This window comes from Pseudomonas sp. GP01-A4 (genome assembly GCF_058780865.1).
In genome coordinates this window covers 70568-87369 of the sequence record NZ_JBYSWF010000002.1, presented here as the reverse complement: position 1 = coordinate 87369, position 16802 = coordinate 70568, and the positions used below count along the sequence as shown (strand labels likewise).

The following is a 16802-nucleotide window of genomic DNA, read 5'->3' as shown; positions in this document are numbered from 1 at the left end:
CGCGGGCGGCAGCATCTGCGCCATGAATGCCATCGTCGAATTGCCCACTGATCACCGCCGCCATGCCAAGCACCTGTATTGGCAGGGCTATCGCGTGTGCGAGATCGCCGAGCTGATCGGGGAGAAAGAAAAGACCCTGCACAGCTGGAAGGCCCGCGACGAATGGGACCGGGCGACACCTCTGGAACGTATCCAGGCGGCGACCGAGGCCCGCCTGGTGCAGTTGATCCTGAAGGACCCCAAGTCAGGATCGGACTACAAGGAAATTGACCTGCTGCACCGCCAGCTGGAGCGGCAAGCCCGCATTCAGCGTTTCAACGACGGCGGTACCGAAACCGAGCTGAATCCGAACCTGGCCAAGCGCAACGAGGGGCCGAAGAAGGCACCGAAGCGCAACGAGTTCGACGAAGAACACGTCGAAAAACTGACCGAGGCGTTCATTGACGGCTGCTTCGGTTATCAGTTGGATTGGTACAAAGCGGGTAACCAGCGAACCCGAGCGATCCTCAAATCACGACAGATCGGCGCGACGTACTACTTCGCCCGCGAAGCGCTGATCGATGCGCTGACGACTGGCCGCAACCAGATATTCCTGTCGGCCTCAAAAAACCAGGCGCATATCTTCAAGGCCTATATTCAGGCCTTTGCCCGCGAGGTTGTGGGTGTCGAGCTGACGGGCGATCCGATCATTCTGGGGAATGGTGCGGAGCTGCACTTCCTGGGCACCAACGCTCGGACCGCCCAGGGCTACCACGGCAATTTCTACTTCGACGAATTCTTTTGGACGTTCAAGTTCAAGGAGCTGAACAAGGTCGCCAGTGGCATGGCGATGCAGAAGCAGTACCGGCGAACCTACTTTTCGACGCCTTCCAGCATGGCGCACGAGGCCTATACGTTCTGGACGGGCGAGCGGTTCAACAAAGGCAAACCGGCGGCGCAACGGGTCAAAATCGATGTCTCCCATGACGCGCTGCAGCAGGGACGGTTGTGTGAGGACCGTGTCTGGCGGCAAATCGTCACCATCCTCGACGCGGAAGACCGTGGCTGCGACCTGTTCGACCTCGACGAGCTGCGCCAGGAGTACGACGCCGAGGCATTCCAGAACCTGCTGATGTGCCAGTTCATCGACGACGGGGCGAGCATCTTCCCGCTTGCGATGTTGCAGCCGTGCATGGTGGACAGTTGGGACCTTTGGGCCGAGGACTACAAACCGTTTGCCGCGCGTCCGTTCGGGGATCGTCAGGTCTGGGTGGGTTACGACCCAGCAGAGAATGGTGACAGCGCTGGCTTGGTGGTAATCGGCCCGCCCATGGTGCCTGGCGGCAAGTTCAGGGTGCTGGAGAAACACCAGTTCCGCGGCATGGACTTTGCCGCCCAGGCCGAAGCCATTCGCCAGGTCACCCGACGCTACTGGGTGACCTACATCGGGATCGATATCACCGGCATGGGTTCCGGCGTGGCGCAGCTGGTGAAGCAGTTCTTCCCGAACATCACCACGTTCAGCTACTCGCCCGAGGTCAAAACCCGCCTGGTGCTGAAGGCTTATGACGTCATCAAAAACGGCCGTCTGGAATTCGATGCAGGCTGGACGGATATGGCCCAGTCATTGATGGCTATCCGCAAAACAATCACCGCCTCCGGGCGCATGTTCACTTACACGGCCGGTCGCACAGACGAGACGGGCCATGCCGACCTGGCGTGGGCGCTGTTCCACGCACTGCACAACGAACCCCTTGAAGGGCAGACCACGGCGAATACCGGATTTATGGAGTCCTACTGATGAGCAGACGTAAGCGCGGTACCCAGCTGGCCACCGCTCAGCCAACCATTGAAGGGGACTTGCTACCGCCTGAGTCCGGGCCGGTTGAAGCGTTCACTTTCGGTGATCCCGCTCCCGTGCTGGATAGCCGGGAGATCCTCGACTATCTGGAGTGCTGGGCCAACGGGCGTTGGTTTGAAACCCCGATGTCCATGGACGGCTTGGCGAAAACGACCAGGGCCAGCGTGTACCTCCAGTCGGGGCTGAACTTCAAGCGGAACATGCTCGCCCGCACGTTTGTTCCCCACCGGCTGTTGAGTCGCCAGGCCTTTGAGCAGTTCGCCCTGGACTGGCTCTGGTGTGGCAACTGCTACCTGGAAAAGCGCAACAACATGCTCCGCAACACCATGGGCCTGCTGCCTCCACTGGCGAAGTACATGCGCCGGGGTGTGGACATGGAGACCTATTACCAGGTGCGTGGCTGGAAGGACGAGCACGAGTTTGCCCCCGGCTCGATCTGTCACTTGCGCGAGGCCGATATCAACCAGGAGATCTACGGCCTGCCGGAGTGGCTGGCAGCGCTGCAAAGTGCACTGCTCAACGAGAGCGCCACGCTGTTCCGGCGCAAGTACTACAACAACGGCAGTCACGCCGGTTTCATCCTGTACATGACCGACGCAGCGCAGAAGGAAGAGGACATCGATTCCCTACGCACCGCGCTGAAGAACTCGAAAGGGCCAGGCAACTTTCGAAATCTGTTCGTTTACGCGCCGGCCGGGAAGAAGGACGGCATTCAGCTCATCCCGGTGAGTGAGGTCGCTGCCAAGGACGAATTCAGCTCGATCAAGAACATCAGCCGCGACGACTTGCTCGCGGCGTTGCGCATTCCACCGCAGTTGATGGGCATCGTGCCGCAGAACGCGGGCGGTTTTGGGTCGTTGCGGGAGGCAGCTGAGGTTTGGGCGGTCAACGAGCTGGAGCCGTTGCAGGCGAGGCTGGCCCAGGTAAACGAGTGGCTGGGTGAAGAGGTTGTCAGCTTCAAGGAATTTGAGCTTCCAACAGGGGGGAAGTAGTACCCCCGCGCAGTAAACGAGGCGACGAACCGGTGCGTCAACACCGGTTCGACGCTGAAACACTCGTACATGCCGAGTGCTCCAACCAAGGCCTCGCCCCACTGCGCAGGGGGTGCGAAGCCTAAGCGAATCCAATTGTCGAAACAAGGATCACTTATGAGCACACCTATAATCCCGTGGATGGGCGGCAAGCGTCGCCTGGCAGATCGTCTTATTCCGCTGTTTCCGCCCCATGAATGTTACGTCGAGGTCTTTGCCGGAGGCGCCGCGCTTTATTTCATGCGCCCCCAGGCAGCGCCGGTGGAAGTTCTCAATGACATCAACGGCGACCTGGTGACGTTGTACCGGGTCGTGCAGAACCACCTGGAAGAGTTCGTGCGCCAGTTCAAGTGGGCGCTCAGCTCCCGCCAGGTGTTCGAATGGCAGAAAATGACCAGGCCGGAAACGCTCACTGACATCCAGCGGGCAGCGCGTTTTTTCTACCTGCAGCACCATGCTTTCGCCGGCAAGGTCAGTGGACAGACCTTCGGTACCGCAACAACTGGCCCAGCCATTAACCTACTGCGGATCGAGGAGAACCTGTCTGCAGCTTGGCAGCGGCTGTCTGGCACCTATGTCGAGAACCTGGGCTGGCTTGAATGTGCTGAGCGCTACGACCGGCCGCACACCTTCCATTACATGGACCCGCCTTACTGGCAGACCGCCGGCTATGGCGTGGACTTCCCCTTTGAAAACTATGAGCGGATGGCCGATTTCATGCGGCGGTGCAAGGGTAAGGTGATGGTCAGTATCAACGACCACCCTGATATTCGACGGGTGTTTGAGGGGTTTCACTTTGAAACCGTGGACATTCGTTACAGCACTACCAATCAGCGGCAGGGGAAGGCCGAGATCAGCGGAGAGCTGGTAATCATGAATTGGGAGCCGGCGGCACTGGGGGGGCTGTTCTAGGGCACTGGCTGAATCAAACTGGCTTCCTTGCTTCTCACGTTGCCCACGGCGGCGCTGACCTTGAACCATTCAAAGGCCTCGGCCGGCTCGCCCTGGTGCAACACCATCTGCTCGGCACGCTCTTTCGGCGTTGCCGGGTCAAGCCATTCCCGGGCAAGGCAAGGTGCCAGTACCACGGGCCTTCGGTCGTGAATGTCCACCATGCCGCCGGCACTGTCGGCGGTGATGATCACAAAGCCGTCATGCTCGCCTGGGCCTTCATCGGCGTCAGGTAGTTGGCCGATGGCCGCGCATAAGATCGGCGAGCCGTCCCGCCTACGGATCAGATAAGGCTGTTTCTTTGGCCCACCTTCATCTACCCATTCGAACCAGTTGTCGATAGGTGTGATCGCCCGGTGTGGCCAGATCGCCCGGAAGAACGGCCCGTGGGCGACTTTCTCGACGCGTGCATTGATGGGCGCGGCACGGTCTTTCGCCCAGTGCGGCCTCCATCCCCACCGAACCGCATCAGCGTGCAGCAGGTCACCCTGCAGGTGCAGTAACGCCACCTGGGTGGTTGGGGCTACGTTGTATCGCTCGATCGGCTGATCACCCACCGAGTTTGCCAAGGCATTGGGCATGCTCAGTGCCGCAACAAAGTCATGGATTCCTCTGTACTGCGACAGTCTTCCGCACATAGTCAGGCCCTCTCCGTTTGATCTTAGACAATCGTGATCGGTCCAAGCCTCATTTCATTGATGATCTGTTGCAAACAATCTGCTTTTTGCCTGCTTAAGTTGTCGGACGTTGTCAGCTTTGAGATCTGCTGCCGCATCTCAGCCGCTTCACCACCCTTCTGACGAAGGTAGCCAGCAAACTCTGCGTTCTTTGCCTGGGCGTCCAACAGCATCTGGCTGATACCGAAAACATCCGCCCGCGCTTTGCGTAGCTGCGCGTTCAGTTCCTGGATCTCGTTCTCCAGTAGGCGGCAGTGCTGTCGGTACATTTCCAACGGGGTAGGAAGGCCCAGCCATCCGAAGGTGTCGTCGTCATTGTTCATGAGTGCGAATCCAATACTGTATACGCATACAGTAATTGAGGTTTGACTCTGGCGCGATTTGAGGCGACGAGCTGTAGGGGAGAGAGGTTTTTGGCAGGGAAATGTCAGCTGAGATAGATGAAAGTTTGCCCTTCAGCAGCATGAAAAAACCCACTCCAACATAGCATTTGCTGGCTGTCACGGCAAGCGTAGGGAGCTGCGTGGGCCAATAAGCACGGGGCTTTCAGCATGTTTGGCCTACCGCGCAGTCGCAGCCGGGACAGGCCCGGCTCGCGGCTGCCAGGTCGGGGAGTTGGCGTGCCACAGGCGGGGCAGTGACGTGCCACAATTGGGGCGGTGACGTGCTTCATCACCCAGCGCGCGCCGTCGTCCCCCCACCTCGCCTGCGGGCTAAATGGGTCGTTTTTCTGCGCCCCTGCGGACTACTTCCGGCAGCTCAGGCTGGGCGCTTGCTTGGCATTGTGGGGAGGTTGAAAGCCTGCGGAACCCTGCACCGAGGGGGGATTCCTTCGAAAGGTCTGGATGCGTTGCTATGCAGGTAGAGGGGGGGTATTTCAAAAAGAGTAATTTCAGTAACCACGTATGGGTAATGGGCTGGAGGCCGCATATTCCGTGGGGTTCGGTATTACAAAAAGGAGTAACAGAGAAGTAATTGAAAGGGTAATATTTTCCAAGCTATTGTTTTTAAAGGGTTTTTATAAGAATGAGAATTACATTTATAAAGAGTAATCAGATTACTTCAATATTACTTAAAAATTACTTTTTGGTCGGAATGCAAAAACCTTAAATTTCAATGGCTTGAGCGTGAAAAACGGTCAGGATTACTTATGTTACTCTTTTTTTTGCCCCCCTCTAGATTTCGAATCTCACCCCCCTACACGTGTGATGCGCACGCGTAACGCGGTGCAATCTGAGGCCCGTGGGAATGGCGTGGGAATGCTTTCTCGCAACCGGCACCGCTGGAGCCCTTGTATTCCGGGGCCTCGGCTGAGCGATCGAGGGTGCGGGTACTTTCGAATCTCTCCTTCACCGCCAAATTCGATGTAAACAAAACCCCTGATTTCGAGAGAAATCAGGGGTTTTGTGGTTTCTGGGGTTTGAATATGTGGTTGTGCTAAGGAAAATTAAGCCAATGGGTTTAGGAACACTGCGTGGCCATACGCCGACCTATAACATCCAGCAAATCACAACCATCGCGCAACGGAATCGAGCACAGTAGCGAAAAGTCACTGAGCACAACCGTATCGCTGCTGATTTCCGCACGCAGTGCCAGATTTTCAAGAACTTGAGTAACAGCACGAATTCGATACCCAGCAGCGTCCAGCAAAACGTCCAGCGGCGCAGTGGTATCTACAAAAAGGGCAGGTGTCTCGCAATCGTTGCTGGTGAGGGCCATGTATTGGTTCATATGTGATGTCCGTTCTCTTAATGGAGGAGAGCAGCCACACATTTGTCGCCAAACAAAAGGTGGCAGCCGTACGCGGGTTGGCGAACCGGAACAAGACGGACAATGCCGGCAGACCCGAAGGTCTCCCACGCACAGCTACCATTGGGTAGCTTATTGCGCGCAGGAGCATCCCGCAAATTAGCCGGGAAGCTTCTGCCGTCTTAGTAGTCGAGTCGCCAAACCCGGTCGCCATGTACGCGACCGGCGAACTATATGCTCCACCTCACAAACCCGGCAGGGCATGCCTTCCGATTGATCTGTAGGAAATCACTCCGATTGATCAACTGCACGCTCTCAAGCCTGCACATACACCCAAGCCGTCAACCCCGAAGCCAGCCCCACCGAAACCCGCTTATAGTCCGACACCTCATACGCATCCGCCGCCGCCAGCTCCTGCTCGGTAATCTGAAACACCATCCCCTCAACACTGTCCTCATTCCGCCCGCTCGGCGAAACAATCGGATGATGGGTCTTGCCACTCGCAGCCAATACCTCGGGATCGGTAATCTCTACCCAGCTTGTCGAATACCCCAGCATCGCATCCTGCTGGCCCACCAACTCCCGACCAAAGTTGGCCAACTGCACAGCCTTGTCCTGCAACGTGCCGTAGGAAAACAGCAGCACGGGAAATTCGGTCGAGCGTTCCATCTTTATTCCTTGAAAAATTAAGCCAGCAAATCTTCGTAAAACGCACCATAAGCCCCGCTCGGGTGCGCGATCTGTATCTCCAGAATCCACAGCCCTTCATTCGGATACTGGTCAAAATCCCCAAGATCACCGCCACGGTAAATCGCATGGGGAAAGTCGCTGACACGGTGCCCTTTGATGTCCAGGTTCAGCACCCAACCCATTGCCTTCGCTTGCTCTTCGGCAAAACGATACAGCTCCAGGCCGACGACTTTATCGTTCCTCCAGCGCCGCTCAACCCGATCAAACAACTCTTTTGCCGCGCTCGCACACGCCTTCAGCTCGGGGTCGTTACCGGTGCTGAAGGTCGCCCCCGCATCACCTTCATGGCCTTGCCAAACGGCGCCCATGTCGATGAAGTAGATGTCGTTTTCCCCCAGCACCGGGTCGCCGTCGGAGCGTTCCTTGAAGGTCTTGAGGGTGTTGGCGCCAAAGCGCACCAGCAGCGGGTGCCAGATGCGCTGCATGTCGAGGTCGGCGAGGACTTTTTTGCCGAGCTCGCGGGCTTCGGATTCGAGCATGCCGGGGCGGATGAGTTTGGACAGAGCTTCGATGGCGCGCCAAGTCATGGCCTGGGCGTAGCGCATTGAGTCGATGCTGTAGGCGACGCCCACAGCTTCCTTGGATGATTGTGCGGTCACCGGCTTTTCCTCGGCTTTATAGTGTCAGGCGTTATGCGTTTTACTATATAGCGATGGCAGGATGGAACCTAAATATGCAACCACGCCATCCCACCCAACACCACACTCACACCACCGGCGGTATACGCCATGCGCTTCAACCATTCCTTCCTTGTCAGCAAGGTAATCGCCGCCAGCGAAATCGCGATCTGAATCGCGGTCATCGCCTGCGCCCAGCGGTGATGCTGATGCAGCGCCTGTTCTGACTTTTCATCCCATTCCTTCGAGGTGGCTTCGAGCTTTTCGGCTTGTTTGCGCACGTCTTCCTTCTGGGTTTTATAACGCTCGATCTCGTCGGTGTAGTGCTTGGCATCAACCCCCGGAATATGCGTCGCCAGCTCCGCAAGGTTCTGCCGGCTGGATTTGGCCTGGTAGTAGTTCCACTGGTTGGCGGCTTCGGTCTTGAAGATGGCGGCGTTGTTTTTGTCCATCGCCGCTTCGCTTTCGGTGGAGCCGGCCTGGTAGCTGAGCATGGCGCCGACGGTGGCCATGATGGCGGTCATCACGGCGATGCGGCTGGCGAAATTGTCTCCGCTGCGGTGGGCATGTTCGGTGGCGTGTTCGACGTGTTTTTCGTGGGGGCTGGGGACTTCGAAGGCTTCGGACATGGGGGCGTCTATGAAGGGTTTGAGGGACTCTGATTCTTCACCAGCGAAGCTGTCTCAATCCTGTACGTAATGCTGCAAACCGGCCACCAGGGCGTCAAAGGTGACGCGGCAGCGCGGGCTGTTGCGCAGGTCTTCGTGCATGGTGACCCAGGTGTCCAGTTGCAGGGCAAATGCGTCCGGCAGCACTCGGCTCAGGCGGGCGTCTTGCCGGGCCAGTTTGACCTGGCAGCCACCGATGCCGGCGCCGGCGCGGATCAGGGCCAGTTGTGCGAGGTCGCTGTCGCTGCTGAGGGAAAAGGCGCTGCGGTCGAAGCCTTTGACGGCCAGGCTGCGGATGAAGGCGCTTTCCTGGTCGTAGCCGATGACTGAATGAGCTGAGAGATCATTCAGGCCCTGGGGGATGCCATGCTGTTGCAGGTAGTCGTTGCGCGCATGCAGGCCGACTTCGATAACGCCGATCCTTTTCGCCAGAAGTTGTTCCTGGCTGGGTCGGACCATTCGCACAGCGATGTCGGCCTCCAGTTGCAGCAGGTCCAGCAGGCGATTGCTCAGCACCAGTTCGACCCTGAGGTGCGGGTGCTGCTGGCGCAGTCGGGTGATGATCGGCGGCAGGACTTCCACGCCGATCACTTCGCTGGCAGATACCCGTACCACGCCGCGTACTTCGGGGCCTTGTGGAGAGGCGGCGCGCTCGAGGGCGGCAGCCGTGGTTTCCATGGTTTCGGCATGGGTGCGCAGGGTGAGGGCGACCGCCGTGGGCAATAGGCCGCTGGCGGAGCGGGTGAACAGCACCACGTTGAGGGATTTTTCCAGCGCAGCGATGTGCCGCCCGACCGTGGGCTGCGTGATGCCGAGCTGCCGTGCGGCCCCCGACAACGATCCTTCCTTGAGTACCCCGAGGAACGACCGGTAAAGCTCCCAACCAATATTTGATGCCATGCATAAATGTATAGCGTCTGGATGATCTTCGGCAATTCCTCTATAGCTCGCCGGCGAACAGAATCGCCCCATCACACAACCCTCAGGGGAAAAAGCATGAACAAGGTTCTGGTATTGGGCGCGACAGGCGGGATTGGTGGCGAGGTGGCGCGGCAGTTGTTCGCTGCCGGCTGGCAGGTATGTGCCCTGACGAGGGATGTGGATAAGGCCCACAAACAGAACGCCGATTTCACCTGGATAAAAGGTGATGCGCTGAACCGTGGGGAAGTCGTCGCAGCGGCCCGGGGTTGTTCGGTGATCGTGCATGCGGTGAATCCGCCCGGTTACCAGCGCTGGGCGGAGCTGGTGCTGCCGATGATCGACAACAGCATCGCGGCGGCAGTCGCGGAAGGGGCGACGATTGTCTTGCCGGGCACGGTGTACAACTTCGGGCCTGATGCATTCGCGCGGTTGGAGGAAGATTCGCCGCAGCATCCCCTTACCCGCAAGGGCGCGATCCGGGTAGAGCTGGAGCAGCGTTTGCTTGAGGCGACCCGGCAGGGCGCACGAGCGCTGATCGTGCGGGCAGGCGATTTTTTCGGCGCCAAGGCCGGCAGCAGCTGGTTTTCCCAAGGCCTGGTCAAACCCGCAAAACCGGTGGCCAGCGTGAGTTATCCGGGAGCACCAGGCGTGGGGCATCAGTGGGCTTACCTGCCTGATGTGGCGAGGACCATGGTCGAGTTGATTGCACGCCGCGACAGCCTTGATGCCTTCGCCCGTTTTCATATGGCGGGGCACATAGATGCCGATGGTCGGCAGATGAGCCAGGCGATTCAGCGGGTGGTGTCACGCAGGACCGGCCAACAGCCTTCTGTACGTGCTTTCCCGTGGTGGCTGCTGAAACTGGCCGCGCCCTTTATCACCACCTTCCGCGAGATGCAGGAAATGCGTTACCTGTGGCAAACCGAGGTGCGCATGGACAACCGCCGCCTCGTACAGATATTGGGCAGCGAACCGCACACGCCTTTGGACGAGGCGGTTGAGGCGACATTGGTGGGTATCGGCTGCTTGCCTAAGCGCGCCTGATCAGCCGCACATACACCGCGATATTGATCAACAGCACCAGCGCGCCCAGCCCCAATTGAATCTGCGGCGTCAGCCCGGCCGGGTAGATCAGGGCCAGGATGTAATGCTCGATAAACCCGCCGCCATAACCGTCCTGCCCGGCCAGGTGGCGAAACAGGTTTTCCCAGCGTGTCAGCGGGCAGGGCAGGTGGAACACTTCCACCGCAACGCCCCAGGCAGCAGCGGGCAAGTGCAGCCACATCACGGGCCGCCATCTCAGGGCGAGCAAACCGCCAAACAGCACGAACAGAATGAACGACAAATGAAACAGCACCAGGCCGTCGGCGGCGAAGCGGTAGAGCATGATGGGGTTCGCTTTTTGAATGGATCAGGTCCCGAATTCTTCCTTCAGGAACTCGATAAACACCCGCAATTTCTTCGGCGTGTTCGTACGGTTGAAGTAATACAAATACAGCGCGCTGTGGGCAATCCAGTCGTCCAAAACCTCCACCAACTCACCGCGTTGCAGGTACTGCTCGACGCTGGAGCGCGCCACGTAGGCAAAGCCAAACCCGTCCAGCGCACCGCGCACCATCAATTCAACATCGTTGGTCGCCAGCCGGCCTTTTACCGTAACCCGCATCTGCTTGCCGGCTTTTTCAAAGTCCCAGCGGTGCAGCGAGCCGGTCTGCGCGCTGCGGTAGTTGACGCACTCATGCTCCAGCAAGTCGTGGGGATGAGTGGGCAGTTTGCGCCCCTGCAAATACTGCGGCGTGGCGACGATGACGAATCGCAACTGCGTCGCCACCGGCACCACCACCATGTCTTCGGCCAGCACATGGTCGTAGCGGATGCCCGCGTCAAAACCCTGGGCGACGATGTCCACCAGGCTGTTGTCCACCGCCACTTCCAGGTTGATGCCCGGGTATTTGCGCAGGAAGCGCTGGAGCAACGGTTGCAGGACCATTCGGCTGGCGGTGGAGGGAATGTTCAGGCGCAAGGTGCCGGCGGCGTCGACCGTCGCCGCTGCTACGCTGTGCAGGCTGGTTTGCAGTTCTTCCAGCAGCGGTGTGATCTTCTGGATCAACTGCTCGCCGGCCTCGGTCACGCTGACGCTGCGGGTGGTGCGGTTGAGCAGTTGCACACCCAACTGTTTCTCGAGGGCGCGCACGCGATGGCTGACGGTCGACACCGACAGGCTGCTGGCGTCGGCCGCCTGGGTGAAGCTTTTCGAGCGGGCGACCTGCAGGAACAGTCGCAACTGCTGAAAATCGGGCGTGTCCATTGTGTGGTATTTCCGAAAGGGCCTTGTGGATTATGCATCTTTTTAGCAAGAACAGCGGCGCGCATACTTTTCCTACACACACGAGGATTGGCCCTTTATGACGACTTCCACCGCAAAACCCGTCTGGTTCATCACTGGCTGCTCCACCGGTTTCGGCCGCCAGCTGGCGTTGCACACCCTGAGCCTCGGCTACCCGACCGTGGTCACCGCGCGTAATCCGCAGCAGGTGCAAGACATCGTTGCCGGTCACGAAGAAAACGCCCTGGTCCTGACGCTGGACGTTACCGACCAGGCCCAGGTCGAGGCGGCTGTCAAAGCAGCTGAAGAACGTTTCGGCCATATCGATGTACTGGTCAACAACGCCGGTGTCGGCTACTTCGGCTCCTTCGAAGAAAGCGACCTGGATGACGTGCGCAACATGTTCGAAATCAACGTGTGGGGCTTGAGCGCCATGACCCGCGCGGCCTTGCCCGGCATGCGCGCCCGGCGCTCGGGCAGCATCGTGAACATTTCCTCGGTGGGCGGTGTGGCGGCGTTCCCGTCGCTGAGTTTCTACAATGCGACCAAGTTTGCGGTGGAGGGCCTTTCCGAGGCGCTGTCCCAGGAAGTCGCGCCGTTGGGGATCAAGGTGTTGCTGGTCGAGCCGGGCCCGTTCCGCACCGACTGGGCCGGGCGTTCGGCCAACGAGGCGGCTCACGGGATTGCCGACTACAAGGAAACGGCGGTGGCACGGGCCAATATGGTTCGCAACTACAGCGGCAAGCAGCCGGGTGATCCGGTGCGCGCGGCGATTGCCATCGTCAAGGCGGTGGAGGCTGAGCAACCGCCATTGCGCCTGTTGCTGGGCAAGGCTGCGTTGACCTTTGCGCGGACCAAGGTGAAGGCGCTGAGTGCGGATTTTGATGCGTGGGCTGAGGTAACTGAGGGGGCGGATTTTCCCGAGTGAAGCACTGACTGGATTCGGCACAAGGCCGTAACGGTTGCTTGCAGGTAACGCTGGCCGTTATTGTGCTGAATCCTTTTAGTCCTTTTGCCCACGGATCTGTAGTGATGAATGCACCGCGTACCGCTGTCCCGATCAAGGCTGTCATTTTCGATATGGACGGGTTGTTGCTGGACACAGAAGGCATCTACACCGAAGTCACACAGATCATCGCCGAACGCTATGGCCGTACCTATGACTGGGGGATCAAGCAGCACATCATTGGTCGCGGCGCCCAGGACCTGGCCGACTACGTGGTCAAGGCGCTGGACCTGCCGATTACCCCCGCAGAATTCCTGGTGATCCGCGAGCCGCTGATGAGCGAGCGTTTCCCCAAGGCCTTGGGCATGCCGGGTGCTGAGGCGCTGGTGCGGCACTTGAAGGCGCATAACATTCCGATTGCCGTGGGCACCAGTTCGTCGCGCAATTCGTTTGGCCACAAGACCACGCTGCACCGTGAGTGGTTTGGGCTGTTCGACACTATCGTCACGGCGGATGACCCGGAGGTCGGGGCGGCCAAGCCGGCGCCGGATATCTTCCTAACGGCGGCGCGCCGCTTGGGTGTGGCACCAGAGGATTGCCTGGTGTTTGAGGATTCGCCGTTTGGCGTGACAGCGGCGAAGGCTGCGCACATGACCGCGATTGCGGTGCCGGATGAGGCGATGGCGGACAGCAAGTATCACCATGCCGACCAGATTATTCGCAAGTTGGCTGACTTTGATTTGGCGGCGTATGGCTTGCCGCCGATGCGTTGATCCCTCTGAAGCGACTGGATTAAAAATGTGGGAGCGAGCAAGCCCGCTCCCACATTTAGTCCTGCGGTGCCTTGGGCAAGGTCTTCTGCCGCAAAATATAAACCGTCACCAACACCGCACTGGTCAGCATGAACCCTCGCGCCCAGATCAGCGGCACCAGGTAGCAGGAAAACCCGATACTCACCCACATCAACCCAATGGCATACACCTTGCCCTTGAGCGGAATCCCGTTGCCATCCAGATAGTCACGAATCCACGGCCCCAGGCGCGGGTGTTCCACCAGCCAGCGGTAGAAGCGCGGGGAGCTACGGGCAAAGCAGGCGGCAGCCAGCAGAAGGAAGGGGGTAGTGGGCAGCACCGGCAGGAAGATGCCGATTACCCCGAGCGCCACGCTCAACCAGCCGATGGCCAGCAGAACGTAACGCAGGATCGCGGAACGGTTGCCCATGGGCGCCACGGGCAACGGTCTTAGTGGTGGCGAGGCTTGAGGATCGCCGGCTTTTCGTCAGGTGCGTTGCACAGCAGGTACAGGGCGGTCAGCGCTTCCGGGATCTGAACGATCATGTCGTCCATCAGGTTGGCGTCGGCGGCGATGTCGGAGAACTCAGGTTGCTCGTCGAACAGGCCGGAACCGACCATGATCGGCAGCAGCATTTCGCTGACTTCTTCTTCAGCCGTTTCGAACCAGGCCTCTTCACGCAGGAACACGCCTTCCATGAAACCGATGCACCAGCCGCGCAGTTCGGAGTCGTCCGGGTCTTCGCCCAGGTCCAGGTCGCAAGGCAGTTCGAACTCTTCATCGGAAGCCAGTTGGCGGCCAATGTGAGCCTTGAGGGCCAGCAGGGTCGATTCGATTTCTTCGCGCTGGGCGGCATCACTGTAGTGAGGCTCTTCGGAGAACAGGGCGTCGATCCATTCACGGTCGGGAACGACATCGGAGCAGATCGACAGCGCGGTCAGATAGCCGTGGGCGGCCACGTAGTCCAGCGCCTCGTCGTGCAGCTCATCGGCATCGAGGAAGGCTTGCAGGCGGGTTAGTTGCTCAGCGAAGGACATTGACGGACTACCTTGGGAATAAACGATGGGCAATTCTAGGCTTTCTTGAGCTGCCAGGCCAGCCGCAGCACAGATTTGAGAGGTATTTGAGCCCGGCGGCAATTCACCAACGGCACCCTTTGCCGGGTAACGCTCGGGTATACTGCCGCGTTTTGTGATGCCCCTGCAGGCCAAGCGCCAGTCGCGGGAAAAGTTCGCTTACGGATTATTTCCCGCTCAAGCGTGCTTTTTCGACCAGCCTGTACAGAGGGATTTCGGCGATATTTGGAGTTTTTCATGCTCGAGCAGGCTCAACGCGTCCTCAAGGACATCTTCGGCTACGACAGTTTTCGTGGCCGCCAGGGTGCGATCATTGAGCGCGTGGCCAACGGCGGCGATGCCCTTGTCCTGATGCCTACCGGCGGCGGCAAGTCGCTGTGCTTCCAGGTACCGGCACTCCTGCGGGAAGGGCTTGCGGTGGTGGTGTCGCCGTTGATCGCCCTGATGGACGACCAGGTGGCCACCCTTGAAGAGCTCGGCGTGGCGGCCGCTTCGCTGAACTCCACCCTCAGCGCCGAACAGCAGCGCGACCTCGCCGCCCGGATCAAGCGCGGCGAAGTGAAGATGCTTTACCTCGCCCCCGAGCGCCTGGTGCAGCCACGGATGCTGGCGTTCCTGCAGAGTCTGGAAATCGCCCTGTTCGCTATCGACGAAGCCCACTGTGTGTCCCAATGGGGCCACGATTTCCGTCGTGAATACCTGCAACTGGGCCAACTGGCGGAACTGTTCCCCAACGTCCCGCGCATCGCCCTGACCGCCACCGCCGACAAGCGGACCCGCGAAGAAATCGTCGAGCGCCTTCACCTGCAGAACGCCGAGCGCTTCCTCTCGAGCTTCGACCGGCCGAATATCTTTTACCGCATTGTGCCCAAGGAACAGCCGCGCAAGCAGTTGCTGGCGTTCCTCTCCGATCGGCGCAGCGACGCCGGCATTGTCTATTGCCTGTCGCGCAAGAAGGTCGATGAGGTCGCCGCATTCCTCAGTGAACAAGGCTACCCGGCACTGCCGTATCACGCGGGTTTGCCCAACGAACTGCGGGCCTACCACCAGAAGCGCTTCCTCAACGAGGAAGGCCTGATCATGGTCGCCACCATCGCGTTCGGCATGGGCATCGACAAATCCAACGTGCGCTTCGTGGCCCACATGGATTTGCCCAAATCCCTTGAGGCGTACTACCAGGAAACCGGGCGTGCCGGCCGTGACGGCCTGCCGGCGGATGCGTGGATGGTCTACGGCCTGCAAGACGTGGTGATGCTCAAGCAGATGCTGCAGAACTCCGAAGGCGACGAGCGCCACAAGCGCCTGGAACAGCACAAGCTCGACGCGATGCTGTCGCTGTGTGAAGAAACCCGCTGCCGTCGCCAGACCTTGCTCGCCTACTTCGACGAAGACATGCCCAAGCCCTGCGGCCACTGCGACAACTGCGTGGACGGCGTGCAGACCTGGGACGCCACCGAGCCGGCGCGCCAGGCGTTGTCGGCGATCTACCGCACCGGCCAGCGCTATGGCGTCGGCCACCTGGTGGACGTGTTGCTGGGCAAGGACAATGAAAAGATTCGCAGCTTCGGCCACGAAAAACTCTCGGTCTACGGTGTGGGCAAGGCCCGCGCCGAAGGCGAGTGGCGCTCGCTGTTCCGGCAGATGGTCGCCCGTGGCCTGGTGGACATCGACCTGGAAGGCTACGGCGGCCTGCGCCTGAACGACAGTTGCCGGCCGCTGCTCAAGGGCGAAGTCAGCCTGGAGCTGCGCCGCGACCTCAAGCCGCAAACCACCGCCAAGAGCAGCACCAGCCAGGCCAGCCAACTGGTGCGTTTCGAAGAGCGCGAACAGTGGGAAGCCCTGCGCGCGCTGCGTAAGAAGTTGGCGCAGGAACACAGCGTGCCGCCTTACGTCATCTTCCCGGACTCCACCTTGCTGGAAATGCTCCGCGACCATCCCACTACCCTCGGCGAGATGGCCAGGGTCAGCGGCGTCGGTGCGCGCAAGCTGGAGCGTTATGGCCAGGCCTTCCTCGAAGTGCTCGGCGGCCAGGTCGAGGCGCCGAAAGAGGTCGCCGACATCCGCCACGAGTTGATCAGCCTCGCCCGTGCCGGCATGACCCCGATCCAGATTGCCGGGCAGCTGCAGTGCTCGGAAAAGAACGTCTACACCTTGCTCGCCGAGTCCATTGGCAAGCAGCAGTTGTCGTTGGAGCAGGCCCTTGATCTGCCGGAAGATTTGCTCGGTGAAATCCAGGATGCATTTCTGGACGGAGAAGGCGAATTGCCACCCGTTTCCGAGATTGCGCCGCTGTTTACCGGCCGCGTTCCCGAGGGCGTTTTGTACTGCGTAAGGGCCGCTTTGCAGTCGGAATTCGAGATTTGATGTGCCAATTACGACAATGTAACGAATCAGTACATACCGGGTCTTGCCTACTGGCATGGGTCATGCTTAGCTGACTAATAATTAGCCACACTTT

General features: G+C 59.6%; 18 protein-coding genes. 7 read left to right on the top strand and 11 right to left on the bottom strand.

What is annotated here, in order from left to right; translation table 11 throughout:
* Positions 1 to 22: 22 nt before the first annotated feature.
* The 3 genes from AC3WKX_RS02245 to AC3WKX_RS02235 all read left to right on the top strand — a co-directional run bounded on the left by AC3WKX_RS02245 (position 23) and on the right by AC3WKX_RS02235 (position 3783).
* On the top strand, positions 23 to 1780 hold the full coding sequence (locus AC3WKX_RS02245) for a terminase ATPase subunit family protein (RefSeq protein WP_102604844.1): 1758 nt from the start codon (positions 23 to 25) through the stop codon (positions 1778 to 1780).
* Positions 1780 to 2832: a phage portal protein gene (locus AC3WKX_RS02240; RefSeq protein ID WP_102604845.1), complete on the top strand. Its 1053-nt coding sequence runs from the start codon at positions 1780 to 1782 to the stop codon at positions 2830 to 2832. Before AC3WKX_RS02245 ends, AC3WKX_RS02240 begins: the two co-directional genes overlap by 1 nt.
* A 156-nt stretch (positions 2833 to 2988) precedes the next feature.
* Positions 2989 to 3783, top strand: a complete 795-nt coding sequence (locus AC3WKX_RS02235; protein ID WP_102604846.1) for a DNA adenine methylase — start codon at positions 2989 to 2991, stop codon at positions 3781 to 3783.
* On the opposite strand, the gene AC3WKX_RS02230 is transcribed toward AC3WKX_RS02235, so the two are convergent.
* The 7 genes from AC3WKX_RS02230 to AC3WKX_RS02200 all read right to left on the bottom strand — a co-directional run bounded on the left by AC3WKX_RS02230 (position 3780) and on the right by AC3WKX_RS02200 (position 9183).
* The gene (locus AC3WKX_RS02230; protein WP_102604847.1) at positions 3780 to 4460 is read right to left on the bottom strand and encodes an SOS response-associated peptidase family protein; all 681 of its coding nucleotides are present in this window, start codon (positions 4458 to 4460) and stop codon (positions 3780 to 3782) included. The genes AC3WKX_RS02235 and AC3WKX_RS02230 overlap by 4 nt on opposite strands.
* Positions 4461 to 4483: 23 nt before the next feature.
* Positions 4484 to 4822, bottom strand: a complete 339-nt coding sequence (locus AC3WKX_RS02225; protein WP_057709724.1) for a hypothetical protein — start codon at positions 4820 to 4822, stop codon at positions 4484 to 4486.
* Between the two features lie 1138 nt (positions 4823 to 5960).
* A complete protein-coding gene (locus AC3WKX_RS02220; RefSeq protein WP_004371186.1) occupies positions 5961 to 6230 on the bottom strand; it encodes a hypothetical protein in 270 nt (89 codons plus the stop codon).
* A gap of 333 nt (positions 6231 to 6563) precedes the next feature.
* Positions 6564 to 6917 carry a gamma-glutamylcyclotransferase family protein gene (locus tag AC3WKX_RS02215; protein ID WP_008434891.1) on the bottom strand — a complete coding sequence of 118 codons (354 nt, stop codon included), beginning with the start codon at positions 6915 to 6917 and terminating at the stop codon, positions 6564 to 6566.
* A 17-nt stretch (positions 6918 to 6934) separates the two neighbouring features.
* Positions 6935 to 7597: a M24 family metallopeptidase gene (locus AC3WKX_RS02210; RefSeq protein WP_102606416.1), complete on the bottom strand. Its 663-nt coding sequence runs from the start codon at positions 7595 to 7597 to the stop codon at positions 6935 to 6937.
* Between the two features lie 68 nt (positions 7598 to 7665).
* Positions 7666 to 8244 (bottom strand): DUF4337 domain-containing protein, encoded by a 579-nt coding sequence (locus AC3WKX_RS02205; protein ID WP_008434886.1) that lies wholly within the window; start codon positions 8242 to 8244, stop codon positions 7666 to 7668.
* Positions 8245 to 8298: 54 nt separating this feature from the next.
* Positions 8299 to 9183: a LysR family transcriptional regulator gene (locus AC3WKX_RS02200; RefSeq protein WP_102606415.1), complete on the bottom strand. Its 885-nt coding sequence runs from the start codon at positions 9181 to 9183 to the stop codon at positions 8299 to 8301.
* Between the two features lie 96 nt (positions 9184 to 9279).
* On the opposite strand from AC3WKX_RS02200, the gene AC3WKX_RS02195 reads away from it, so the two are divergent.
* A complete protein-coding gene (locus AC3WKX_RS02195) occupies positions 9280 to 10248 on the top strand; it encodes an SDR family oxidoreductase (RefSeq protein ID WP_102606414.1) in 969 nt (322 codons plus the stop codon).
* Here AC3WKX_RS02195 and AC3WKX_RS02190 read toward each other — a convergent pair.
* Together AC3WKX_RS02190 and AC3WKX_RS02185 are read right to left on the bottom strand one after the other, a co-directional pair.
* The gene (locus AC3WKX_RS02190) at positions 10235 to 10591 is read right to left on the bottom strand and encodes a DUF2784 domain-containing protein (RefSeq protein ID WP_087692747.1); all 357 of its coding nucleotides are present in this window, start codon (positions 10589 to 10591) and stop codon (positions 10235 to 10237) included. The genes AC3WKX_RS02195 and AC3WKX_RS02190 overlap by 14 nt on opposite strands.
* A gap of 24 nt (positions 10592 to 10615) precedes the next feature.
* Entirely contained in the window at positions 10616 to 11512 is an 897-nt protein-coding gene (locus tag AC3WKX_RS02185) for a LysR family transcriptional regulator (RefSeq protein ID WP_004371170.1), read from the bottom strand.
* A gap of 97 nt (positions 11513 to 11609) precedes the next feature.
* On the opposite strand from AC3WKX_RS02185, the gene AC3WKX_RS02180 reads away from it, so the two are divergent.
* A complete protein-coding gene (locus AC3WKX_RS02180) occupies positions 11610 to 12458 on the top strand; it encodes an oxidoreductase (RefSeq protein WP_087692746.1) in 849 nt (282 codons plus the stop codon).
* Positions 12459 to 12562: 104 nt separating this feature from the next.
* Entirely contained in the window at positions 12563 to 13249 is a 687-nt protein-coding gene (locus AC3WKX_RS02175; protein ID WP_004371166.1) for an HAD-IA family hydrolase, read from the top strand.
* A 55-nt stretch (positions 13250 to 13304) separates the two neighbouring features.
* Here the strand turns inward: AC3WKX_RS02175 and AC3WKX_RS02170 are convergent, their stop codons facing one another.
* Both AC3WKX_RS02170 and AC3WKX_RS02165 read right to left on the bottom strand, forming a co-directional pair.
* Positions 13305 to 13697 (bottom strand): YbaN family protein, encoded by a 393-nt coding sequence (locus AC3WKX_RS02170; protein ID WP_102606413.1) that lies wholly within the window; start codon positions 13695 to 13697, stop codon positions 13305 to 13307.
* Between the two features lie 20 nt (positions 13698 to 13717).
* Positions 13718 to 14305, bottom strand: a complete 588-nt coding sequence (locus tag AC3WKX_RS02165) for a UPF0149 family protein (protein WP_004371163.1) — start codon at positions 14303 to 14305, stop codon at positions 13718 to 13720.
* A gap of 276 nt (positions 14306 to 14581) precedes the next feature.
* Here AC3WKX_RS02165 and recQ point away from each other — a divergent pair, with 276 nt between their 5' ends.
* Positions 14582 to 16708, top strand: a complete 2127-nt coding sequence (gene recQ / locus AC3WKX_RS02160) for a DNA helicase RecQ (protein ID WP_004371161.1) — start codon at positions 14582 to 14584, stop codon at positions 16706 to 16708.
* Positions 16709 to 16802: the final 94 nt, after the last annotated feature.